Annotated in this window: 21 protein-coding genes and 1 tRNA gene; 10 read left to right on the top strand and 12 right to left on the bottom strand. The window is 68.1% G+C overall.

The genetic code is table 11. The annotated features are described in order from the left end of the window. The first annotated feature begins 183 nt into the window (after positions 1-183). From KM176_RS20525 to KM176_RS20500, 6 genes are read left to right on the top strand one after another with little or no spacing between them, the layout of a single operon-like run. The gene (locus tag KM176_RS20525) at positions 184-693 is read left to right on the top strand and encodes a hydrogenase maturation protease (protein ID WP_160896442.1); all 510 of its coding nucleotides are present in this window, start codon (positions 184-186) and stop codon (positions 691-693) included. Further along, on the top strand, positions 683-1,060 hold the full coding sequence (locus KM176_RS20520; protein WP_160896441.1) for a hydrogenase expression/formation protein: 378 nt from the start codon (positions 683-685) through the stop codon (positions 1,058-1,060). Before KM176_RS20525 ends, KM176_RS20520 begins: the two co-directional genes overlap by 11 nt. Next, the gene (locus KM176_RS20515; RefSeq protein WP_160896440.1) at positions 1,057-2,148 is read left to right on the top strand and encodes a hydrogenase small subunit; all 1,092 of its coding nucleotides are present in this window, start codon (positions 1,057-1,059) and stop codon (positions 2,146-2,148) included. Before KM176_RS20520 ends, KM176_RS20515 begins: the two co-directional genes overlap by 4 nt. Then, on the top strand, positions 2,145-2,804 hold the full coding sequence (locus KM176_RS20510) for a nitrate reductase (protein ID WP_160896439.1): 660 nt from the start codon (positions 2,145-2,147) through the stop codon (positions 2,802-2,804). Before KM176_RS20515 ends, KM176_RS20510 begins: the two co-directional genes overlap by 4 nt. Then, positions 2,801-4,165, top strand: coding sequence for a (Fe-S)-binding protein (locus KM176_RS20505; protein ID WP_160896438.1), 1,365 nt, complete (start codon positions 2,801-2,803; stop codon positions 4,163-4,165). The genes KM176_RS20510 and KM176_RS20505 overlap by 4 nt, the downstream gene beginning before the upstream one ends. Further along, positions 4,162-5,898 (top strand): nickel-dependent hydrogenase large subunit, encoded by a 1,737-nt coding sequence (locus tag KM176_RS20500; protein WP_160896437.1) that lies wholly within the window; start codon positions 4,162-4,164, stop codon positions 5,896-5,898. The genes KM176_RS20505 and KM176_RS20500 overlap by 4 nt, the downstream gene beginning before the upstream one ends. A 68-nt stretch (positions 5,899-5,966) precedes the next feature. Here KM176_RS20500 and KM176_RS20495 read toward each other — a convergent pair whose 3' ends face one another. Then, the gene (locus KM176_RS20495) at positions 5,967-7,445 is read right to left on the bottom strand and encodes an FAD-dependent oxidoreductase (RefSeq protein ID WP_160896436.1); all 1,479 of its coding nucleotides are present in this window, start codon (positions 7,443-7,445) and stop codon (positions 5,967-5,969) included. Positions 7,446-7,677: 232 nt separating this feature from the next. Here KM176_RS20495 and KM176_RS20490 point away from each other — a divergent pair. Both KM176_RS20490 and KM176_RS20485 read left to right on the top strand, forming a co-directional pair. Next, positions 7,678-7,765, top strand: a tRNA-Ser gene (locus tag KM176_RS20490). A gap of 330 nt (positions 7,766-8,095) precedes the next feature. Further along, on the top strand, positions 8,096-8,527 hold the full coding sequence (locus tag KM176_RS20485; protein ID WP_160896435.1) for a glyoxalase superfamily protein: 432 nt from the start codon (positions 8,096-8,098) through the stop codon (positions 8,525-8,527). A gap of 46 nt (positions 8,528-8,573) precedes the next feature. On the opposite strand, the gene KM176_RS20480 is transcribed toward KM176_RS20485, so the two are convergent. The 5 genes from KM176_RS20480 to KM176_RS20460 all read right to left on the bottom strand — a co-directional run bounded on the left by KM176_RS20480 (position 8,574) and on the right by KM176_RS20460 (position 13,563). Then, complete coding sequence (locus KM176_RS20480) at positions 8,574-10,058, bottom strand: tripartite tricarboxylate transporter permease (RefSeq protein ID WP_160896434.1); 1,485 nt, start codon at positions 10,056-10,058, stop codon at positions 8,574-8,576. Between the two features lie 7 nt (positions 10,059-10,065). Further along, the gene (locus KM176_RS20475; protein WP_160896433.1) at positions 10,066-10,521 is read right to left on the bottom strand and encodes a tripartite tricarboxylate transporter TctB family protein; all 456 of its coding nucleotides are present in this window, start codon (positions 10,519-10,521) and stop codon (positions 10,066-10,068) included. Between the two features lie 76 nt (positions 10,522-10,597). Beyond that, positions 10,598-11,554 (bottom strand): tripartite tricarboxylate transporter substrate binding protein, encoded by a 957-nt coding sequence (locus tag KM176_RS20470; protein WP_160896432.1) that lies wholly within the window; start codon positions 11,552-11,554, stop codon positions 10,598-10,600. A 36-nt stretch (positions 11,555-11,590) separates the two neighbouring features. After that, positions 11,591-12,505: an alpha/beta hydrolase gene (locus KM176_RS20465; protein WP_160896431.1), complete on the bottom strand. Its 915-nt coding sequence runs from the start codon at positions 12,503-12,505 to the stop codon at positions 11,591-11,593. A 62-nt stretch (positions 12,506-12,567) separates the two neighbouring features. Further along, complete coding sequence (locus KM176_RS20460) at positions 12,568-13,563, bottom strand: Bug family tripartite tricarboxylate transporter substrate binding protein (RefSeq protein ID WP_160896430.1); 996 nt, start codon at positions 13,561-13,563, stop codon at positions 12,568-12,570. 114 nt (positions 13,564-13,677) lie between these two features. Here KM176_RS20460 and KM176_RS20455 point away from each other — a divergent pair, with 114 nt between their 5' ends. Both KM176_RS20455 and KM176_RS20450 read left to right on the top strand, forming a co-directional pair. Continuing rightward, complete coding sequence (locus KM176_RS20455) at positions 13,678-14,628, top strand: LysR family transcriptional regulator (protein WP_160896429.1); 951 nt, start codon at positions 13,678-13,680, stop codon at positions 14,626-14,628. Further along, positions 14,625-15,107: a DUF3237 family protein gene (locus KM176_RS20450; protein ID WP_160896428.1), complete on the top strand. Its 483-nt coding sequence runs from the start codon at positions 14,625-14,627 to the stop codon at positions 15,105-15,107. Before KM176_RS20455 ends, KM176_RS20450 begins: the two co-directional genes overlap by 4 nt. Before the next feature lie 52 nt (positions 15,108-15,159). Here KM176_RS20450 and KM176_RS20445 read toward each other — a convergent pair whose 3' ends face one another. The 6 genes from KM176_RS20445 to KM176_RS25215 form a co-directional block, all read right to left on the bottom strand. Further along, positions 15,160-15,726, bottom strand: coding sequence for a hypothetical protein (locus KM176_RS20445; protein ID WP_160896427.1), 567 nt, complete (start codon positions 15,724-15,726; stop codon positions 15,160-15,162). Positions 15,727-15,862: 136 nt separating this feature from the next. Continuing rightward, positions 15,863-17,029, bottom strand: a complete 1,167-nt coding sequence (locus KM176_RS25325) for a helix-turn-helix domain-containing protein (RefSeq protein WP_160896426.1) — start codon at positions 17,027-17,029, stop codon at positions 15,863-15,865. A 115-nt stretch (positions 17,030-17,144) separates the two neighbouring features. Beyond that, positions 17,145-17,933: a 4'-phosphopantetheinyl transferase family protein gene (locus KM176_RS25320; RefSeq protein WP_160896425.1), complete on the bottom strand. Its 789-nt coding sequence runs from the start codon at positions 17,931-17,933 to the stop codon at positions 17,145-17,147. After that, complete coding sequence (locus KM176_RS20430) at positions 17,930-19,066, bottom strand: acyl-CoA dehydrogenase family protein (RefSeq protein WP_160896424.1); 1,137 nt, start codon at positions 19,064-19,066, stop codon at positions 17,930-17,932. Before KM176_RS20430 ends, KM176_RS25320 begins: the two co-directional genes overlap by 4 nt. 10 nt (positions 19,067-19,076) lie before the next feature. Beyond that, positions 19,077-20,099 (bottom strand): LLM class flavin-dependent oxidoreductase, encoded by a 1,023-nt coding sequence (locus tag KM176_RS20425; RefSeq protein WP_160896423.1) that lies wholly within the window; start codon positions 20,097-20,099, stop codon positions 19,077-19,079. 15 nt (positions 20,100-20,114) lie between these two features. Continuing rightward, on the bottom strand, positions 20,115-21,461 hold the full coding sequence (locus KM176_RS25215; protein ID WP_160896422.1) for an FAD-dependent oxidoreductase: 1,347 nt from the start codon (positions 21,459-21,461) through the stop codon (positions 20,115-20,117). Between the last annotated feature and the right edge of the window lie 3 nt (positions 21,462-21,464).

Genomic DNA, 21,464 nt, shown 5'->3' with positions numbered 1-21,464 from the left:
TTTCCCGGTGTTTTGACTTGTGTTGCCGGTGGAATGGGCAAATGCTGATCCCGCTTCAGGTCATGCACTTGAAAATGCATTGATTTATGCAACTTAGCCGATAGCGATCACGACATTGCAAATTGCAAATGCGGCGCGATCGGACGGATCCTGAAGCGAGGGAACTGCACGGACGACATTGTCATGACGAGCTGGGCGACAGGCTTGCACGCGGCTGGCGGGGCCGGGATCACCACTGTTCTGGGGCTGGGCAACACGCTTCTGGGCGATGACGGCATCGGCGTGCGGGTGGCCGAGGCGCTTCTGGCCCAACGCGCCCCCGGGCTGCGCGCCATCGACGGCGGCACCATGGGGTTTCGTCTGGCCGATACGCTGGCCAGATCCGCCGCCTGCATCTGCGTCGATGCCGCCGATCTGGGCGCCGCGCCCGGCACCGTCCGGCAACTGAGCCTGGAGGATCTGACCGCGCGCTTCGCCACCGGCGGGCGCAGCTCGGCCCATGAGGCGGGGTTGCTGGATCTGCTGGGCCTCGTGCGGCTGGAAGGGCGCCTGCCGCCGCATCTGGCCATCGTGGCGATCCAGCCGGCGGTGCTGGACTGGGGCGAAACGCTCAGCCCGGTCGTGGCCGCAGCGCTGCCGCGCGCCTGCGAGATGGTTTTGCAAATCAGTCGGGGCTGGTCCGATGCAAAGTGACGATCCCTTCCTGCAGGCCCTGCTGGCCGAGTTGCGGATGCTGCTGGCACAGCTTCTGGAGAGCGGAGAGAGCGGACAGATCGACCTGCTGCGCCTGCCCATGGCGCCCGCCCAGACAGAGGCGCTACGCGCCCTTCTGGGGCAGGGAGAAATTGTGATCACACTGGAGGCCGAGGGGCCGAGCCGCATCGAGGAAACGCGGCTTTCCGGCGTCTGGTGGGTCGAACATCATGACCGGGCGGGGCATCTGGTGGCCCGCCTGCTGGAAGTGGCCGCCGTGCCGGAAATCGTTCCGGCGGCGGCCCCCGACATAGGCGCAAGCCTCGGGGTGCTCTCGGGGGAAGACGCTGGAAAGGCAGAGACATGAGCCAGAAGGACACCCTGGGACAGGAGCTGTCGCGCCGGGGCATCAGCCGCCGGGCACTGCTGAAATTCGCCGCCGCCGCCGCGACCAGCCTGGCGCTGCCCCCCTCTTTCGCGCCCGCCATCGCCGAGGAACTGTCGAAGGCGCGGCGCCAGTCGCTGATCTGGCTGTCGTTCCAGGACTGTACCGGCTGCCTCGAGGCGCTGACGCGCTCCGAGGCGCCGGGGATCGAGCGGCTGATCTTCGATTTCGTCTCGCTCGACTATCAGGAGACGCTGATGGCCGCCGCCGGCACCGCCGCCGAAGACGTGCTGAAGGCCGTCGCGCAGGAGAACCGCGGCAATTACCTTCTGGCGGTCGACGGTTCGGTCCCGGTGGCCGACAACGGGGTCTATTCGATGATCGGCGGGCGCAGCCCCATGGCGATCCTTTCGGAGCTGGCCGAGGGCGCGGCGGCGGTGCTGGCGATCGGCACCTGCGCGGCCTATGGCGGCATCCCCAAGGCCGCGCCCAACCCCACGGGCGCTGCGGGCATCGGCGCGCTGGTGGGCGGCAAGCCGGTGGTCAACATCCCCGGCTGCCCGCCGATCCCCGAGGTGCTGACCGGCGTTCTGGTGAACTTCCTGACCTTCGGCAAGCTGCCGGATCTGGACGCGCAGGGCCGACCGCTGGCCTATTTCGGCACCACGATCCACGATCAATGCTACCGGCGGCCCTATTACGATCAGGGCAAGTTCGCAAAAAGCTTCGATGACGCGGGCGCGCGCCAAGGCTGGTGCCTGTTCGAGCTGGGCTGCAAGGGACCGACCACGCACAACGCCTGCGCCAGCCTGAAATGGAACGGCGGAACCTCTTTCCCGATCCAGTCGGGGCACGGCTGCCTTGGCTGCTCTGAGCCCGATTTCTGGGACAAGGGCAGCTTCTATACCTCGCTTTCTGGGGGCGAGGGGCCACCCTGGGGGGCGGTTGCGGGGGCGGCGGCGGGCGGTGTCGCCATCGGCGGCGCGGCGGCCTTTGCGGCGCGGCGCGCCCGCGCCTCGGTCGAGCGGCAGCTGGCGCAGGAATGGAAGGCGCAGGAGGACGAGGCATGACTCTTCTGGATTTCGCACGCGGGCCCGCGCTGTATGCCGCGACGCTGATCATGGTCTGCGGGCTGGTCTGGCGGCTGACCGGGGTGGCGCTGCTGCCGTTCCGCCGCGATCTGGCGGCATCGGGGCCCAATGCGAAGGGGCGGGTCTCCGGGGCGCTCTGGCAGGTGGTCTCCCGCAGCTTCCCGCGCCGCAGTTTCCTGGGGCGAACCATGGTGACGGTGACCATCGGCTATGCGATGCATATCGGTCTGGCGGTCATCCTGCTGGGGGGCGCGCCGCATATCCTGCTGGTCACCCAGGCCACCGGGCTGGACTGGCCGGCGCTGCCGAAGGGGATCGTGGCCATCGCCAGCGGCGTGACGCTGGTGTCGCTGCTGCTGGTGATCCTGCGGCGGCTGACCCATCCGGTGCTGCGGCTGCTGTCCAACGTCGATGACTACCTGTCGATCCTGCTGACCCTGATCCCGGTGCTGACCGGCATCCTGCTGGCCGAGGAAACCCTGCTGCCCTACGAAACCCTGCTGACCTGGCACATCCTGTCGGTCGAGGCGCTGATGATCTGGCTGCCCTTCGGCAAGCTGGCCCATGTGGTCTTCGTCTTTGCCGGACGCGCCGCGCTTGGCGCCCGGCAGGCCAGGAAAGGAGCCCTGCAATGAGCCCGATGCCCCCGTCCCGCGCGCCGAAGATCGCCCCCGCGACCCGGCGCATCGCCGAAAGCCGCAGCCAGGAGGACCAGACCCGTCTGGATGCCGCCATGCGCGGCTTCATCACCGATTTCGGCCCCGAGGCCGCCACCTGGATGGAAGCCTGCCTGCATTGTGGCCAATGCGCCGAGGCCTGCCAGTTCTACGTCGAGACCGGCGATCCGAAATACACGCCGATCTGGAAGATCGAGCCCTTCAAGCAGGCCTACAACCGCCAGATGGGCCCCTTTGCGCCGCTGTTCCGGATGTTCGGACTGACGCCCAGCGTTTCCCTCGGGCAGCTCGAACACTGGCAGGAGCTGCTTTATGACAGCTGCAACATGTGCGGGCGCTGCACCATGGTCTGCCCGGCGGGGATCGACATTGCCGATCTGGTGGAAAAGGCCCGCCACGGCATGTTCGACGCCGGGCTCGTCCCGCCCGACTATCTGGGCGCGCTGGCCGGCAAGGAGCGCGAGACCGGCAGCCCCTTCGGCATCGCCCCCAACGCGATGCGCGACAGCCTGCTGGAGATCGGCGAAAAGCACGGGGTCGAGATGCATGTGGACGAACCCCGGGCCGAGGTGGTCCCGGCGGTCTCGTCCATCGACCTCAAGATGTATCCCGATTCCATCGCCGCGACCGCGAAGGTGCTGAACCATATCGGCGTCCGCTGGAGCTTCATGACCAAGGGTTTCGATGCCGACAACGTCTCGCTGACCGCGGGGGACCGGGAAGGCCAGAAGATCGTCACCGAGGCCATCGTCGCGGCGGCGACGGATTGCGGCGCGCAGGTGCTGATCATGCCCGAATGCGGCCATTCCTACACCGAGATGCGGTGGGAGGCCGCCAATACCGTGGGCCATGCGCTGCCGTTCCGGGTGCTGCACATGTCGGAATATCTGGCCGAGGCGCTGGAGGCGGGCCAGTTGCACCTGCGCCCGGTGCCGAAGGACGGGCAGGGCCATGGCGTCACGTTCCATGATCCCTGCCAGGTGTCGCGGCGCAGCGGACGTTCGGATGCGCCGCGCCGGATCATGCAGGCCCTGGGCCTTGATCTGCACGAGCTGGCCGATCATGGCCCCGACAGCTGGTGTTGCGGCGGCGGCGGCGGTGTCGCGCTGATCGGGCGGGCGAAGACCCTGCGCAACCACGCCTTCGACATCAAGAAACGCCAGGTCGCGGAAACCGGCGCCGACACGGTCTATGTGACCTGCACCGGCTGCCGTCAGACCTTTGAACACGGCTTCAAGGATGCCGGGGCCGAAACCGGCGTCGGCAGCCTGCTGGACCTCGTGGCCGAGCAGCTGGACGAGAAAGAGAAGACCTCATGAGCAAGACCATCGTTGTCGATCCGCTGACCCGGATCGAAGGCCACCTGCGGATCGAGGCGGGCGTGGACGAGACGGGCAGGGTGATCTCGGCACTCAGTTCCGGCACCCAGGTCCGCGGGATCGAGATCATCCTGAAGGGCCGCGATCCCCGTGACGCCTGGGCCTTCGCGCAGCGGATCTGCGGGGTCTGCACGCTGGTGCATGGCCTGGCCTCGGTGCGTGCGGTCGAGGATGCGCTGAAGATCGAAATCCCCGAGAATGCCCAGTTGATCCGCAACCTGATGGCGGGCTGCCAGCTGGTGCAGGATCACGTCATGCATTTCTATCACCTTCAGGCGATGGACTGGGTGAACCCGGTTTCGGCGCTGAAGGCCGACCCGGCGGAGGCCGCGCGGATCGCGGCGGCGCAGGATTATCCCGAAAGCTCTCTGTCCCATTTCACCGCCGTGCAGGCGCAGCTGAAGACGCTGGTGGACTCGGGCCAGCTGGGCATCTTCCGGGGCGGGTTCTGGGATCACCCGGGTTACCGGCTGTCGCCGGAGGTGAACCTGATCGTCCTGTCGCATTACCTCGACGGGCTGAAATGGCAGCGCGATGTCGGCAAGATCATGGCGATCTTCGGCGGCAAGGACCCGCATCCGAACCTTGTCGTCGGCGGCGTGCCCTGCGCCATTGCGGCGGGCGAGGGCGATCTGCCCGGCGGCGGCGACGGTACGGCGGTGAACCTGACCATGCTGCAGAAGGTGCAGGCGCTGATCACCCAGATGAATACCTTCGTCTCGCGCGTTTACCTGCCGGACCTGGAGCTGATCGCGGGCGCCTATTCCGACTGGTTCACCCGGGGCGAGGGGGTGCGCAACTTCCTGGCCTATGGCGATTTCGGCGGCACGGTGGACAACGGCTTCGGTGTGCCGCGTGGCGTGGTGCTGAACCGCGACCTGACCTCGGTCCGGCCCATCGACCTGGGCGATCAGGACCAGATCCGCGAATTCATCTCGAATGCCTGGTACAGCTACGAAGGCGGCAAGGATCAGGGCCTGCATCCCTACGCGGGCGAGACGACGCTGGCCTATGACGGGCCGCAGCCGCCCTTTGCAAATCTCTCGAAGGCGGGGGGCTATTCCTGGCTGAAATCGCCGCGCTGGCGCGAACACCCGATCGAAGTCGGGCCGCTGGCGCGTCTCGTGGTGATGCGCGCGGCGGGCGAGGCGCGCTCGGGCCAGCTGACCGACCAGATCCTTGGCCGGCTGGGCCTGCCCTTCGAGGCGGTCTATTCCACCATGGGCCGGATCCTGGCGCGTGGCATCGAGGCGCAGATCATGTGCGAGCGGATGCAGGTCTGGCAGGATCGCCTGATGGCCAATATCGCGAAAGGGGATCTCAAGACCTTCGACGGCAGCGCCTGGAACCCCTCGAAATGGCCGAAGAAGGCGCAGGGCGTGGGCTATGTGGAGGCGCCGCGCGGATCGCTGGCGCACTGGATCACCTTCGAGGACGGCAAGATCACCAATTACCAGGCCGTGGTGCCGACCACCTGGAATGCCGGGCCGGTCGACCCGATGGGCCAGCCCGGCCCCTACGAGGCGGCGCTGCTGGACGATCACACCCTGGCGATCCCCGATCAGCCGCTGGAGCTGTTGCGCACCATCCACAGTTTCGATCCCTGCATGGCCTGCGCGGCGCATGTGCTGGGCGGCGGCGGAGAAGAGATCGTCTCGGTGAAGATCGCCTGAGCGGCCTTTCGGAGCGGACATGAAAAAGCCCCCCGCCGAAGATCCCGGCGGGGGGCTTTCCTTTGGGCTTATTCCGCGGCGACGGCGGGGGCTTCGACCTCGCCCAGGATCTGCTGGGCCGCCATCCGGCCACCGTTGACGGCAAAGCCGAAGCTGGTCCCGGAGGCCGCCCCCAGCGTGTAGCTGTCGCGGGCCGAGATGCCGCCGGCATCATTGCCGATCACATAGACGCCGGGGATCACGCTGGCGTCGGGGCGCACCGGCTGAAGGTACTTGTTCACCCGGATGCCGCCCACCGTGGTCAGGATGCCGTAGGTCATCCGGAAGGCGTAGAACTTGCCCGTGGTGTCCAGCTTGGTCAGGTAGCGTTCATCCTTGGCAAAGCCACTGTCCTTGTTGTGCTCCACGTCGGAATTGTAGGTGGTCAGCGTCTGCTTCAGCGTCTCCAGCGGCAGGCCGGTCTGTTTCGCCAGATCTTCAAGCCCCTCGGCCACGACCACGGCGCCTTCGCAATTGGCCAGGCCGTAATCGACGAACTTGTCGAAATCGGCAACCTTGGTGGTGGCGGGGACCAGCACACCCAGGCCGACATCCAGACCCTTGCTCATCAGGTAGTCGCGCTGTGCGGCGTCCATGATGGTCCAGGAATGCTTGACCCGGTGCACGGCGTTGCCGGCATGGATGAAGTCGACGGCCACGTCCTCGGCGGTGAAGCGTTCCCCGGCCAGGTCGACCCAGATCGCGCGCGGCTGCCAGCCCAGGATGCAGAGGTTCATCTGCTCCCAGCCCATCTTTTTAACGTGCTGGTCAAGCGCGGGCAGCAGCATCGTTGCCCCGATGGAGTCCAGATCCGCGCCCAGCCCGTGCACCATGGTGATGCCGTCGCCTTCGGAACCGATGGGGGCATATTGCACCGGATCGGGGGCCTCGGTGTATTTCGCCATCATCTCGGGGTTGTTGGCAAAGCCGCCGGTGGCGACGATCACGCCGTCGGTGGCGGTCACGACCAGCTCATCCCCCTCGGCGGTGTAGGCCTTGGCGCCGGTGACGCGGCCTGCCGCATCCGTCAGCAGCTCCTTGGCAGAGATGTTGCGGATCAGTTCGGCGTTGGGATAGGTCTCCAGCCGCTCGAACAGCGTCTTGCAGAGCTGCCGGCCATGGCCCTTGGCGATGTGCCAGGTGCGGTTGGCGGTCCATTCGATGGTCTCGGGGCCCTCGAACTCGACGCCCTGCTGTTGCAGCCAGTCGATGGTTTCGGCGGACTTGTTGTGGAAGCGGCGCACCAGCGGGGCATTGGCGGACCAGCGGGTCTCGGTCATTTCCTCGCGGTAGGTTTCATCGCGCTTGAGGTTCACCCAGTTCTCGCGCTGCATCTCGGTCTCGACCCCGAAGACGCCTTCGGCGTAGTTGGCACGGCCCCCGGTGACGGGGGTCTTCTCGAGGACGAGGACCTTCTTGCCGGCAATGGCAAGCGTCAGGGCGGCGGCAAGGCCACCGGCGCCGGCGCCAAGAACAAGGACGTCTGTGGTTCGGCTGTCTTGTGTCATCTCGAAAGTCCCATGAATTTCAAATGTATCTTTGTACTACGTGATCCTATCACCCCCGCCCTTGATCTAGGACAAATCAAGGTGTCACAGGGGCGTGACCGGACCCCTGTCGGCCAGATCCCGCCCGGGACCGGGGATTGCGGCGGGCAGGGGCGCGGGCAGGGCCGGGCCGTTACGGCAACGTGGCCGGGCCTTTCAGAATCGGAAACCGGCGGCTAAACGACATCCCGTCGGAGGAGTGGCAGAGTGGTCGATTGCACCGGTCTTGAAAACCGACGATGGGCAACCATCCGTGGGTTCGAATCCCACCTCCTCCGCCACTGTCCCGCCCCGTTTCGATCCCGTGGCGCATCGCGTTGCGCGGCGCTTGCCTTTGCGGCGCTTTCCGCCTAGGCAGAACAGAGGTGCCGGGCACCTGCCGCCTGCGGACGCAAGTCACGGTGAAGCCCGGAACAGACGATCCCTCACCCTCGATGCATTTCGCAGGTGGGCAATGCAGGCTCCCTCCAGATCCGAAATGCCTCAGCAGAGGAATGAGCGATGTCCGTCGGACCCGCCGAAATCTTACGAAGCCCCCTTCCTGCACGCCGCGCGATCCTGCGTGCCCCCAGACCCCTTGCCCCGGGCCATGCCCCCGCCGGGAGGTCCGCATGAGCCGACCGACCCTTGAGGCCGTCAAGGCCCAGGCCCGTGCGCTCAGGCAGGCCCTGCAGGCGCAGGGCACGGTTGTCAGCCATGCCCAGGCCCTTGAACTCGTGGCGCGCCAGCACGGCGCCCGCGACTGGAACACGCTGCACGCCCGGCTTGCCCTCGCCAATGCGCCGCCGGTGCTGTCGCTGGGCGCGCGGGTCCGCGGAGAATATCTTGGCCAGGCCTACAGGGGCCGGATCGTGGGCCTTTCGGGCCCCGAGGGGCACCGCCAGGTCGAGATCGCGCTTGACCAGCCCGTAGATACCGTGCGGTTCGAAAGCTTCTCGAACTGGCGTCACCGCCTGCGTGGCACCATCGGCGCGGATGGTTGTAGCCTGCGGCGCACCTCGGACGGGGTCGCGCAGCTGACGGTGCGGATGGCCCCGTCCTGAGCCCTGCCACAGGGCCCCCGGTCCGGCGACCGGGGGCTCTCTGCGCTCAGCCGTGGGACAGCCGGCGGCGGATCAGCAGGGGCTTCAGGTAGGGCCACAGGATGCTGAACACCGCGATGGCCAGCAACCCGGCCGAGATCGGCCGCGTCAGGAAGGCCCAGGCGCCATCGGTGGAATAGGTGAAGCCCTTGCGCAGGTTCGATTCCAGCATCGGCCCCAGGATGAAGGCCAGGATGAAGGGGCTGATCGGCAGCTTGACCAGGTCCATCAGGATGCCAAGCGCGGCAAAGCCCAGCAGCATGGCAAAGATATAGGCCCCGCCGGTATTCACGAAGACGCCCACGAAGCTGAGCACGACGATGGGCGGATAAAGGTAGTGATAGGGCACCTTCAGGATCGCCGGGAACAGCCGCATCCCGAAGAACTGCACGACCAGCACCATCACCGCAGAAAGCAGCGCCGTGGCGAAGACGGTGTAGACGATCTCGGGGTTGTTGGTGAACAGCAGCGGGCCGGGCTGGATGCCGTGGATCATCAGCCCGCCCAGCAGGATCGCCGTGGTGCCATCGCCCGGAATGCCAAGCGCGATCATCGGGATGACGGATCCGCCGACGCTGGCATTGTTGGACACCTCCGAGGCGAAGACGCCGTCGATGCAGCCCTTGCCGAATTTCTCCGGATGTTTGGAGGCGCTCTTGGCCTGGGCATAGGCCACCATGTTCGACAGCGCGGCGCCCATGCCGGGCAGGAAACCGATCCAGATGCCGATCCCGAAGGAGCGCACCAGGTTCCAGGCATTGTCGCGGAATTCCTGCAAGGTGACGCCGAAGCCCGAGATGTTTCGGGCCTCCACCTTCTGCACGGCGCGGGTGCCGCGGGCGAAATCCATGACGATCTGCTTCAGCGCGAAAAGGCCCAGCATCATGGCGATCAAGTCGAAACCGCTGGAGAGGTACATGTTGCCGAAGGAGAAGCGCGCGGTGCCGTCGATGGGCGCAAAGCCCACGCAGGCCGCCAGCAGGCCCAGGGCCGCCGCCGCCATGCCCTTGCCCACATTGTCCCGCGACAGCGAAGCCACAAGCGCAATGGCGCAGAACCCGAGCGAGAAATATTCCCATGGCCCCAGCTTCAGTGCCAGATCCGCAATGATCGGGCTGAGCCAGGCGGCGATCAGGATCGAGAAGAAGGTCCCGAGGAAGCTGGCGGTGATCGCCGCGCCAAGCGCCTTCACGGCCTGTCCCTTGCGGGTCATCGGATAGCCGTCGAAACAGGTGGCGATGGCGGAAGGGGAGCCGGGGATGCCCAGAAGGATGGACCCCACCATGGCCCCCGAGACGCCGCCCACCCAGATGGCCACCAGCATGGCCAGCCCGGTTGCGGCCTCCATGCCGAAAGTGACGGGCAGCAGCAGGGCCACGCCCAGCCCCCCCGACAGGCCCGGAATGGCGCCCAGGATGACCCCCAGGATCGAGGCGCCCAGGATGATGACAAAGGTCAGCGGATGCACGAGGTCGATGAATGCGTGGATCATGGCGGCCTCAGAACAGGCTGGCTTCGGGCAGGTAGGATTGCAGCCCGAGCGTGAAAAGAAGATAGATGAACAGCGTCGTCGCCAGGCCCAGAACGATGCCGCGCCAGAGGCGGCGACTGGCGCCCGCGATCATCCAGTAAAGCGCGAAGACCGCGACCGGCGTCGCCGGGTAGAACCCCACGAGCTTCATCGCCAGCGCGTAAAGCCCCATCAGCGCGAACAGCATTGCGCCGCGCAGCATCAGGGCGCGGTCCACGGGGATGGCGCTGCCGGGCTTGTCGCGACAGGCTTTCACGAAGATCGACAGGCCCGACAGGATCAGCACTGCCGCCCCGAGATAGGGAAACAGCCTCGGCCCCGGGTCGTCGGTAAAGGATGTGTAGGTGATCCGGCTGGTCATCGCGATCACGATCAGCCCGACCGCCACCAGCACCAGGCTGGTGAGTTGATCGATACGTTGCATGTGCTCTCCTCCTCGTCCCGGACCGGACGGTCCGGGCCCCGTGCGGCGGGCAGAGATCCGCCCGCCGCCTGTTTCCTCACTCCCGGCCCAGGCCCAGTCTTGCGGCCAGCCTGGCGATCTTGGCGTCCTCTTCGTCGACCAGCTGGCGCGACTGCGCCACGTCTAATGGGGCAAAGCGGCTCGACATCTTCGCCAGCCGTTCCCGCGTGGCCGGATCCTCGGCCATCCCGGCGACGATGCCGTTGATCCGCGTGACCAGCGCCGGGTCCATGCCCTTCGGTCCCCACAGCACCAGCGGCGCCAGCCATGTGACGTTCACCCCCTGCTGCACCGCCGGCACGAAAGCGGGATAGGCCGGGTCGGGATCCCTGTCGATCATCGCCAGCACCTTCAGCTTGCCCGCCTGCACGTATTGCGCCGCGGCCCCCGCGCTCAGGTTGCCGATGTCGATATTGCCGCCCTGAAGCGCCACGACCTTGTCCACTTCGGAGGCGGCCTCGACCAGCTTCAGCTTCACATCCTCGGCGTCCATGATCTGGCCGGCGATGAAATGCGACGTGCCGCCCAGCGAGACGCCGAAACTGTAGCGGTCGGGATGGGCGCGGGCGTCCCGGATGAAATCCTTCAGATCCGTCCAGGGCGCATCGGGGGCCACCGCCAGCACCTGCGGCGGATAGCTTTGCCCGATGGCGATGGTGGTGAAGTCCGACACCGGGTGGGCGTAGCGCCCGGTATGGGCATTCACCAGCAGGCCGGTATGGGTGAACAGCAGCGTCTGCCCATCCGGCCTGGCATTGCGCACGGTCTCGTAGGCCAGTGTTCCGCCGCCGGCGGGCTGGTTCACCACCACGACCGGCACGCGGATCTTCGAATGCAGGTAATCGGCAAAGATCCGGGCCATCAGGTCCGATCCGCCCCCCGCCTTCGCCGGTACCAGCAGCTGGACCGGCCCCTTGGGCCAGTCCGCCGCCTGAGCCGCCGTGGCCAGCCCGAGGGCCAGAACCGCAGCGGCCAGAGTCTTGAGCATCTTCATGTATCTCCTCCCAAAGACATGATGATCGGGCCCGGTTCAGATCGGACGCGCGAAGGCCTCTTTCAGCGCCGAGACCATCAGGTCGCGGGCTTCTGCGGCTTCTTCCAGACCGTTGGTGACAAAGCCGTGGCGGCTGTTGAGGAACTTGCGCAGGCGCACCTCTGTCCCGGCGGCGACCAGCATCGTGGCATAACGCTCGGCCTCACCGGCCAGCGGGTCCAGACCGGCCACCAGCACCAGCGCGGGGGCAATGCCCGGCAGGCGTGCGGGGTCGGTGAACACGGGCGAAAGATACGGGTTCCGGGCCTCGGCCGGGTCCGCCAGGATCAGCCGGTTGAAGCTGCGCATCCGTTCATAGGGCAGAACCGCGTCCTCGATCCCGGGGGTCTTGTCCTCGGGGTCGGTGGCGGCGTCCAGGAACGGGTAATCCAGAACCTGAAGAACGGGCCGGAAGTCACCGGTATGATGGGCTTTAAGTGTGATCGTAGCGGTCAGGTTGCCGCCTGCGCTATGGCCTCCCAGGGCGATCCGCCCGGGGTCGATGCCCAGCTGATCGGCATGGGAAAAGACCCAGGCGACCATGTCGTAGCATTCCTCGAAGGCGACGGGAAAGCGGTGTTCGGGCGCCAGGCGGTAATCCACGTCCAGCACCCTGGCGCCGGTCCGCAGCGCAATTGCGGCGCTGAAGATCGTATCGCGCAGCTCGTGTCCACGCACGAAACCGCCGCCGTGGAAGTTGATGAACAGCGGCGCATTGGCGCCGGCCTCGGGTGGGGTGACCAGCAGGGTGCGGCAATCGCCATGCCGGGTCGGGATCATCTTTTCCGTCACCGTGACCCTGTCCAGCAGGGCCTGCTGTTCGGGGGTGTTGCGGAAGGTCAGCGTCGGGTTGCTGCGCAGCTTCTCGGCCAGCTGGGCGCGGTCCAGCGGGCTCAGGTCTTCGGGTGTCATGTGGGATCTCCTTGGGAAGGGCCGGCCCCGCTGTCAGAGGAGGAGGCCGGCAGGTAATGGCATCATTCGAAGCCCAGCACCCGGGCGGTCCGGGCGATCCGGGCATCGTCCTGGGCCAGCCGCGCCTGTCCGGCCTCCGGCCCCAGCACGCTGAGCGGCATCTTCATCTGGGTGAACTGGGCCAGCACCCCGGGATCGGTCAGGACCTGGGTGAAGGCGGTGTTGATCTGCGCCTGGGTCTGCGCCGGAAGCGCCTTGGGCCCGAGGGCAAAGAAGATGAAGCCGAACACCATGTCGCGATAGCCCTGTTCGTCGACCGAGGGCAGCTCCGGTGCACCCGGATCGCGCCCCGGATCGCCCGAGATCGTGCCGAGGATGCGGGCCTTTCCGGCCTGCTGGTACTGCAGCGCCGAGGGGGTGTTGACGAAGGCCGCATCGATCTGGCCGCCCTGGACCGCAACCAGCTTGTCGCTGTCGCTTCCGGCGTCGACGATGCGGAACCTGGCGTCGGAATCGCCCTCCAGCAGTCCGGCCATGAAATGGGTGGCGCCGCGGATCTGCACGCCCAGCGTCACGCTGTCCGGTTCGGCGATCGCCCTGGCCACCAGTGCCTTGACGTCGGTGATGCCGCTGTCCGGGCCGGTGACCAGCGCGTAGCTGCCATGCATCGGCATGATCACCGGCGCGCTGAAATCGGTCACCGGCGAATGGTCGTAGCCGCCGGTGCGGTAGGTGGACAGCAGGCCGGTGTGATAGAACAGCAGCGTCTGCCCGTCGGGTTTGGCGTTGCGCACCGTCTCGGCCGCCACGGCACCGCCGCCGGCGGGCTGGTTGACCACGATGACCGGGCGCCGGATCACCTCTTTCAGCGCGGCCGCCACGATGCGCGCGGCACTGTCGGTGCCGCCGCCGGGCTTGGCCGGCACCACCAGTTGGACCGGCCCTTTCGGCCAGTCAGCGGCCCGCGCCATGGCCGGGCCCAAGCCCAGCGACAGGCCGGTTGCCAGCGACGCGACCAGCATGGCGCGCCGCGTGATCCGCGAAGCGTTTGCAGACATCCTCTGCTCCTCCCTTGAAAAGTCCTCCGATTGCCAGCTTACGAAGGCGTGATATAATCAGAAAATAAAAAATTATGGGACGCCAAAAGCGTTTCTTATATCAAAGGGGGATCCATGGCGACAGACACCCAGGCGCTGATCCAGCGGCTGATGACACGGGGCAAGTTTCGCCACATGCAGGCGCTGGTGCGGCTTTGCGATCTGCGCAGCATGGCGCGGGCGGCGGAGTCGATGGGGATGACCCAGCCGGGCATGTCGCAACTGGTGGCCGAGCTGGAGAAACTGGTGGGCATGCCCCTGTTCCTGCGCCACAACCGCGGGATCGAACCGACCGAGCTGGCCCGCGACCTGGAGCTGGTGGCGCGCCGCATCCTGACCGCCGTGCAGGAAAGCGCCGAGACGGTGATCCTGCGCCGCGACCACCAGAGCACCCTTGTCCGCCTGGCCGCCACCACCGCCGGGGCCGGCGCGATCCTGCAGGAGGTGCTGCCCGATTTCGCCCGCCAGCATCGCACCATCCAGCTTCAGCTGAGCGAGGTTTACGGCCTGAACCAGGAGGCCGCGATCGCCAGCGGAGAGGTCGACCTGCTGTGCTGTCGCGCTTCGGAGGTGCTGCCCGAGGGCTGGGAATTCCTGCCCTGCAAGACCGACAGCCTGGTCGTTGTGGCCGCCAGCACCCATCCGCTGGCCGGGCAGGACCATGTGCCCCCCGAGGCCCTTCGAGAGGCGCTCTGGCTGCCCAATCACATCGCCACCGTGGCCCGCCGCCGCTACGAGGAAATCGCCGAGAGCTACGGCTTTGCCTCGGCGCCCCAGGCTCGGGTGGTGTCGCGGCAGATGCTGCTGTCGTGGATGCTTCTGCGCGAGGGGACCATGGTCACGATGATGCCCTACAGCGTTGCGCTGCCGTGGATCGTGACCGGCCAGCTGGTGGTGCTGAACACCGGGATCGAGGTCCCGCTGGATCCGCTCGGGCTGGTCTGGAACCCGAAGGAGGCCCAGAGCGGCACCCGCAGCTTCGTCGAATACACCCTCAGCCATACCGATCACCGGAGTTTCCAATGACCGATGCGATGTCCCTTCTGGACGGCGTTCCGCCCTGTCCCCCCAGCTGCACCCTGGCCTGGGAGGCGCTGATCGACGTGGGCGACCGGCAGGATCTGGGCGCCGGTCCCGCCGGCCAGCGCTTCATCGTGCCGATCCTGGGCGGAGAGTTTCGCGGTGGCCCCGGCTTCGAGGGGCTGTGCGGCAAGGTGCTTGCGGGCGGCGCGGACCGCCAGACCCTGCGCCCCGACGGGGTGAAGGAACTGGATGCGCTTTACGAGATGCAGATCGAGGGCAGCGCAGAGGTGCTGACCCTGCGCAACCGGGTCGTCATCGACGAGGCGGCAGAGGGCGGGCGCTACGCCTTCTCTCGGATCCAGGTTACCGCGCCGGCGGGCCGGTGGGACGTGCTGAACCGGCGCCTGTTCCTGGGCACGCTGCAAAGCGCCCGCCCGGCGCGCCAGGCGGTGATCATCCGCGGCTGGTGCGTGCAGGGGTAGCCCCGGGCCCGCAGGTGTCCCCGGGGCGCCCCCATGCCCGGGGCGCTGCCTCTCAGGCGCCCTTGAAGCTGACCTGGGAGAGCAGCGATTTCACGTCCAGCTTGACCGCGTCTCGGGCCATGTCGGGGGCAAAGTTCAGCTTCACCGCCGCGCGCTTGCCGCTCAGGGAAAAATGCGCGGCGCTGCCGTCGAAATTCACCACCGAATTCGCGGAGGTGATGCTCACATCCGAGAAATCGCCGCCCAGATCCGCCGCCAGGTCTTGCAGCGCGATATCAAGATCCATGTTCTCGGGCATGACCACAGTGACATCGGGATCGCACCAGAAGCCCAGGCGCAGGCCGCCCTTGCTGACGGTGATCTCCAGCGTGTCGCCCTCCTGCCGGAGGCTGGCGGTCAACTGGCAGCCGAAGCTGTCCTCGGCCGAGACGTCAAGGGCGCGCCCGCTGCCGGTGCTGAGCGCCAGCGCGGTGCCGTCACCGGCCAGCCGCACCTTGCGGATCGTGTCCGGAAGGGTGGTCGTCTGGCGGGTGGTGCCGGCCAGGGCGGGCTGAAGGCTGGCCAGGGTCAGCGCCAGGGCCAGAAGCGGGCGGGGGGAAAGGCGGATGTGGAAGCGCATCTTGAAGGCTCCTGAAAGGTTGCGACTTGCCTCCAGATGCGCCTTCGGGCCGATGCCGCGCGACCCGAAACGCGTTTGCGGACGTCCCGGATCACGTTTGGCCCCCTGATCGGGCGGTGCCGCGGCCCGGTCGCGCTCAGGCGCCGTGGTCGGCCGGGGCGGCCTGCAATAACGCCGCGCCACGTCCGCCGCCCGGGCTGGGTGCCGGGGCCGAGCGCGACCGGGCCCGCCAGCCGCTGGGATTGAGGCCGGTCACCCGCTGGAATTCCCGGTTGAAGTTGGACTTGGTGGTAAAGCCCACGGCAAAGACGATCTCGGTGACCGGGGTCTCGGTCTCTTCCAGCATCCGGCAGGCGTCGTGGATACGGAAGGTGTTGACATATTGCGGCACGTTCATCGCCCGCAGGGAATTGACCGCGCCGGAAACCTGGCGCGAGGGCACCTTGATGTGCCGGGCAATCTGGCTGAGCGAGAGGCTTTCGTTGCGATAGAGGTGATCTTCGCGCATGGCGGCATCAAGCCGGTCGAGGATCTCTTCCGGGGAGGGGCCAAGGTCTGCCGAGGGCGGGACGGGCGGCGGCGCGGGGCGGGTTGCGACCTGCTGCATGGTCGCCTGGCCATGGGACGGCAGGGATGCGCGCAGGGGGGCCGGATCCCCCGCCGGATCGCGTCCGGCGCCGTCGAAGCGGAAGAACAGGGTGATCAGGATGATCAGCAGCGCCAGGTTGGCATAGCCCACCACCGCCGAGGACATGCGGCTGTCATTGATCCTGATGTCGACGGCCACCATCACGTCCACCCCCGCCGAAAGCAGTAGCAGCATCCCGGCCAGGAAGAAGGCGCGCTGCGTCGGCAGCGCCAGATCGAGGGGGCGCATCTCGTTCCATTCCAGCTTGCGCGCCCAGCCCAGCCACAGCAGATGCGCGCCGCACAGGGCGTAGACCGAGATTTCGATGACATCGACGGCATGGGACAGATCGGCCTGGAAACAGGTGATCACGGCCCCCACCACCAGTACGATGGCGGCCAGCACCGCCAGTTGCTGACCACGCCCGGAGCGCCCGGAAAGTTCGTTCAGGGTCAGCCAGGTCAGCATCGGCAGCACGTTGGAGAACGAGGCCAGCAGGATCGGCGGCAGGGAATGGAACCCCCAGTGAATGCCCAGCAGGATGGATTGCAGCGCATAGAAGCCGGCGGTGATCAGCACCAGGGGCGGCACGCTGCGCCCGATCGACAGGGCCAGCCGGATCATGACCAGGATTAGAAAGAAGCCGGTCAGGAATGGCAGGGGGAATAAAAGCACGTGTGCCTCCGGAATTGGGAGCCTTCGAAATACAGGGGGCCCGGGGCGCAACGGAGGGGGCGGACCCCGCAGGAATTGCCCGGGCGGAAAAGCGCCGAGTCAGACGGCACCTTCACTATACACAACATTCTGTTCCATTTAGGAGGTCTTTTGTCTCAATCGCTTGGACCTTTGTCGCACTGGGGAAACGGATGCGTATCCCGGCCGGCGCAAAGGGGTGTTCCCGGCGCAGCGCGAGGGCGCAGCGATAACCCCGGGGGGCGGGCAGCCAGGCCAGGTGCCAGTGGCCCGGCGGGGCGTGCAACAGGCGTGGCAGGTCCGGATCGACGACGAAAGAGGCCAGCGACCGGCTCAGCCCCTCTCCGGTGGCCTTGATCACCGCCTCCTTGCAGACCCAGAGCCGGTGAAAGCCCTCCTCGAAGGCGGGGCCGTCCTGGGGCAGCAGATGCGCGGCCTCTTGCGGGGCCATCAGCCGGCGCAGCACGGCGCGGGCCCCGGCGCGGGGGCGCAGCTGTTCCAGGTCGATGCCGGGCTCGGCCCCGGTACAGAGCGCGATGACGCCCCGGTCGCCGGAATGGCTGAGGTTGAAGTGCAGCCCCGAGCGGCGGGCGGGGCCGGCCAGTTCGGGGCGCCCATGGGGCCCGGTGGCGAAGGGAATCCGGCCCGGCGGGAAGCCCGGAGGGAAGTCCGCGGGCAGCAGCTCGGCCAGGCGCCGGGCCAGGGCGTGCCGCAGCAGGCCCCGGGTGCGGCGAAAGCACTGGGCGGCCCGGCCCGACAGGGCGGCGGCGCGGGCCTCTTCCTCCGCTGACAGCAGACCGGGCCGATCGCTCAGGGCACAGGGCCGTTCCGGCGCCTCGGCCCCCCAGATCTCCACATCGACAGGCGGGGTGGCGGCTCCGGTCACAGCACGCTGCCCAGGCTGCGGCCAATGACGTCGCGCATCACCTCGCTGGTGCCGCCCCAGATCGACTGCACCGCACTGTCGAGCATGTCCTGCGTGGCCCGCTGCCCGCTCGCCCCGCTGATCCCGGCGGCGCCGCGGAACTGCACCCCCAGGGCGGCGGCCTGGCGCAGGGTGTTTGTGGTCCTCAGCTTGGCCACGCAGGCGGCCTTGGGATCGGGGCGCCCGGCATCGGCGGCGCGGATGCAGCCGTCCAGATAGGCGCGGTTGACCGCACAGTCGGCATAGAGATCCGCCAGCGAGAAACGGGTATTCTGGTGTTCCAGCAGGGCGCGGGCGTCGCAATCGCCGATCAGCTCGCGCAGGATCCGCTCGCTCGAGGCCTGGGCATAGATCGCCAGCACCAGCCGCTCCATGCCGAGGAAGGTCATCAGGTAGAGAAATCCCGTGCCCTCGGCGCCCAACAGGTTTGCGGCAGGCACCAGGCAGCCGTCCAGGTCGATCTCGGCGGTGTTCAGCGCCGGCATGGCGGATTTGGGGATCGCGCGGCGGGTCACACCGGGGCGCTCGGCCTCGACCAGGACCAGGCTGATGGCCTTTTCGCCTCCCGCGCCGGGGCGGCGGGCGGCGACGATCATCAGGTCGGCCTGCGAGCCGTTGGAGATATGGGCCTTGCGCCCGTCCAGCACCAGACCCTCGCCGTGGCGGGTGGCGGTGGTCCGGAGGCCGGCCAGGTCGCTGCCGCCCTGGGGTTCGCTCAGCGCGACAGCCCCCAGCACCGCGCCGGAGGCAAAGCCCGGCAGCCAGGCCTGCTGCTGGGCGCGGGTGCCGAGCCGGTGCAGGAAGGGGGCGACGATATCGCTTTGCAGGCAGGTCAGCAGGCCCGAGATGCGCAACCGCGCCAGCTCTTCGATGATGACGACGGACTCGAGGAAGCTGCCACCGTGGCCGCCCATCTCGCGCGGCAGGGTTCGGCACAGCAGCCCGGCGCGCCCGGCCATGTGCCAGGCCTCCCGGGGGATGGCGCCGGCGGCGGCCCACGCCGCATGGTGGGGCAGGATCTCGGCCTCGAGGAAGGCCGAGACCTCTTCCCTGAGGGCCTCGTGGGCGGGGGTGAAGAGTGTGGTGTGGAACATCGCGGTTCTTTCAGGCCTGGGGCAGGGCAAGGCGCCCGGTGGGAAGGGTCCGGGCCAGGCGGACGGCGCGCACCGCCTCTTCCAGGTCGGCGCGGCTTTCGGGCACGTCGAGGATCAGCGTGGTGTAGCCCAGCTGGTCGTAGCCGCAGATCAGATCGGCCACTTCGCCATGGCTGCCGACGAAATAGGGACAGAAGGTCCGGTAATTGCGGATCGGGTTCAGCCAGTAGGCGCCGTCACGGGCTTCGGGCAGGGCCTCGGCCAGCTCCGAGATGTCGCGATGCCAGCGGGACTGGCTTTTCAGCCGGGCCAGGCGGTGGGCCATCTGGCCGCGCTTGTCTTCGGGAAAACGGGTCAGCGCCGCTGTCCAGGCGCTGCGGCTGTCCTCCCGGGCAATGATGCCGGCGCGCAGGCCCAGCCGTCCGGCGCCGGGCAGCGGGGCCCGGCGCGCCAGATCGGCGGGGGGGCTGGTATAGCTGAACCGGGTGGCGCCAAGGCTGACGGCCGCCGCCTGACAGGCCTCGGAAGCGCCCGAGACGAAGATTTCCGGCATCAGCGCCTCGGGTAGGGCCGGCGACAGGGTCAGGTTCGTCACCGCGTACCAGCGGCCCTGGAAGGTCACGGGCCCGCCGCGCAGCAGCGCCTGCAGAAGCTGGGTATATTCCACCAGACGGTCGTAACGGGTGTCGTGATCCGCCGTGTCGCCCAGCTGCTCAAGATCGCGGGAAAAGCCCCCCGACACCATGTTGAGCGCGACCCGGCGCCCGTAAAGGAACGCCAGGCTCGAGATTTTGCGCGCGGCGGCGAGGGGCGACATGTAGAGCGGCTGCACCGCGATCAGCGGTCGGAAATTCCGGGTGCCTTCCAGGACCGTCTGGGCCACGCACCAGGGATCGGCCAGGCTGTTGTCGGTGTAGATGAGCATACCGTCGAGCCCTGCGGCCTCGCTCCAGCGGGCCAGGTCGCGGACCGCGCCCAGGTAGCTGCCGGGCTGGAAGCGGGTCGAGGCGGGGGCGGTGGTGTAGAGGTTCATCGCGGTCTCCGGGGGTCAGGAAAGCGCCGGGGGCCTGAGACCGGAGTGCAACTCCGGGGCAAGCTCCAGGTCGTTGAGATGCAGCAGGCGGTCGATCGGGGGGCAGAGTTGCGGTCGCAGGAGCGAGGCGGCGAAGGCGGCGCGCAGGCTGCGGGCCAGCGCCTCGGCCTGGGGATCGGCGGGACCCGAGAACTGCGGCCAGGTCAGGTCCATCGCCAGGCCGATGCGCCAGGCGGCGCGGGCGATGCCCATGGCACGGGGCAGGTAGCGCTCCCGCAGGGTCATGGCATCGCGCGCATCGCCTGCCAGGGCCTCCTCCAGTGCGCTGGCCTGCAGGATCGCGGCGGTCATGCCCTGGGCGTGCAGGGGATTGTAGGTTGCGATGGCATCGCCCAGGGGCAGGAAGCCCGATGGCGGCGGGCAGCTGTCGAAGCCACGCAGCCGCACGGTGTCGATGTGGAAATGCCGGATCGGCGCCAGCAGGCGTTCGGACGAGAGCAGCGCCGCGATGCGCCCGTCGCCAAGCGCCAGGATGGCGGCCCGCAGGCCGGCTTCGTCCCCGGGCATGGCAGCGCCGAACCGGTCGGTCAGGGTGAAGATCCAGCGCCCGCCCTCGATCGGGGCCAGCACGGCGCCGCGGGTCTGCGGCGGGCTGGCCAGTTTCAGCCAGGCCGAGGGCAGCCTGTCCGCGCGGGTGAAAAGGGTGCTGGCATAGCGTACCCGGGGGGCGCTTCGGGTTTCGGGGGGCCGGTCGAAGCCGGCGGCAGCCAGCCAGTCGGCACCGCGACCGGCCCGCCCGGTGGCATCGATGACCAGATCGGCCGCGATCCGGGCGCCGCCACTCAGCCGGACGCCGGTGATCCGGGGGGCATGGCCGGGCGGGCAGGTCCCGGCGACCAGACCCTCAACGCGGCCCTCCTGCAGCACGAGGCCCGGCAGGGCCCGTACCCGCGCCCGCAGCAGCGCTTCCAGCGCCGGACGGCTTTGCGACAACACCTTGGGCCCGGTGTCCTGCGGGGCGCTCCAGTCGTGGCCGTCATGGCTGCGCCAGCGCGAACGGACCGGCAGCAGCACGGCGCCCTGCTCCTGCGCGGTCTCCTCCAGGCCGGGGAACAGTGCTTCCAGCGCCTGGCGTCCGGCATCAAGCAGCGCGTGCACATGGCCGGCCTGGGGCACCCGGCGGCGCGGTTCGGCGCCGCTGCCCAGGCGGTCGGTCTCGATCAGCGTCACCCGGTCCATGTGCCGCGCCAGGGCACGGGCCGCCGTCAACCCGGCAATGCCCGCGCCGATGACGATGGCATGGCGCAGGGCCTGCGGCTTCGGCGCGGCGGCGTCGCGATGGGGGATGAGGCGCCCGGCCACCGC

Origin of the sequence: Pseudooceanicola endophyticus, assembly GCF_018760365.1 — a bacterium.
Taxonomy (GTDB): domain Bacteria; phylum Pseudomonadota; class Alphaproteobacteria; order Rhodobacterales; family Rhodobacteraceae; genus Pseudooceanicola; species Pseudooceanicola endophyticus.
The sequence above is the reverse complement of the archived record's forward strand: the minus strand, read 5'-3'. Positions and strand labels throughout refer to the sequence as shown.

Coding starts and splice junctions, on each gene's coding strand:
- KM176_RS20525 (WP_160896442.1), top strand. CDS start 184: ATGACGAGCTGGGCGACAGGCTTGCACGCGGCTGGCGGGGCCGGGATC.
- KM176_RS20520 (WP_160896441.1), top strand. CDS start 683: ATGCAAAGTGACGATCCCTTCCTGCAGGCCCTGCTGGCCGAGTTGCGG.
- KM176_RS20515 (WP_160896440.1), top strand. CDS start 1,057: ATGAGCCAGAAGGACACCCTGGGACAGGAGCTGTCGCGCCGGGGCATC.
- KM176_RS20510 (WP_160896439.1), top strand. CDS start 2,145: ATGACTCTTCTGGATTTCGCACGCGGGCCCGCGCTGTATGCCGCGACG.
- KM176_RS20505 (WP_160896438.1), top strand. CDS start 2,801: ATGAGCCCGATGCCCCCGTCCCGCGCGCCGAAGATCGCCCCCGCGACC.
- KM176_RS20500 (WP_160896437.1), top strand. CDS start 4,162: ATGAGCAAGACCATCGTTGTCGATCCGCTGACCCGGATCGAAGGCCAC.
- KM176_RS20495 (WP_160896436.1), bottom strand. CDS start 7,445: ATGACACAAGACAGCCGAACCACAGACGTCCTTGTTCTTGGCGCCGGC.
- KM176_RS20485 (WP_160896435.1), top strand. CDS start 8,096: ATGAGCCGACCGACCCTTGAGGCCGTCAAGGCCCAGGCCCGTGCGCTC.
- KM176_RS20480 (WP_160896434.1), bottom strand. CDS start 10,058: ATGATCCACGCATTCATCGACCTCGTGCATCCGCTGACCTTTGTCATC.
- KM176_RS20475 (WP_160896433.1), bottom strand. CDS start 10,521: ATGCAACGTATCGATCAACTCACCAGCCTGGTGCTGGTGGCGGTCGGG.
- KM176_RS20470 (WP_160896432.1), bottom strand. CDS start 11,554: ATGAAGATGCTCAAGACTCTGGCCGCTGCGGTTCTGGCCCTCGGGCTG.
- KM176_RS20465 (WP_160896431.1), bottom strand. CDS start 12,505: ATGACACCCGAAGACCTGAGCCCGCTGGACCGCGCCCAGCTGGCCGAG.
- KM176_RS20460 (WP_160896430.1), bottom strand. CDS start 13,563: ATGTCTGCAAACGCTTCGCGGATCACGCGGCGCGCCATGCTGGTCGCG.
- KM176_RS20455 (WP_160896429.1), top strand. CDS start 13,678: ATGGCGACAGACACCCAGGCGCTGATCCAGCGGCTGATGACACGGGGC.
- KM176_RS20450 (WP_160896428.1), top strand. CDS start 14,625: ATGACCGATGCGATGTCCCTTCTGGACGGCGTTCCGCCCTGTCCCCCC.
- KM176_RS20445 (WP_160896427.1), bottom strand. CDS start 15,726: ATGCGCTTCCACATCCGCCTTTCCCCCCGCCCGCTTCTGGCCCTGGCG.
- KM176_RS20430 (WP_160896424.1), bottom strand. CDS start 19,066: ATGTTCCACACCACACTCTTCACCCCCGCCCACGAGGCCCTCAGGGAA.
- KM176_RS20425 (WP_160896423.1), bottom strand. CDS start 20,099: ATGAACCTCTACACCACCGCCCCCGCCTCGACCCGCTTCCAGCCCGGC.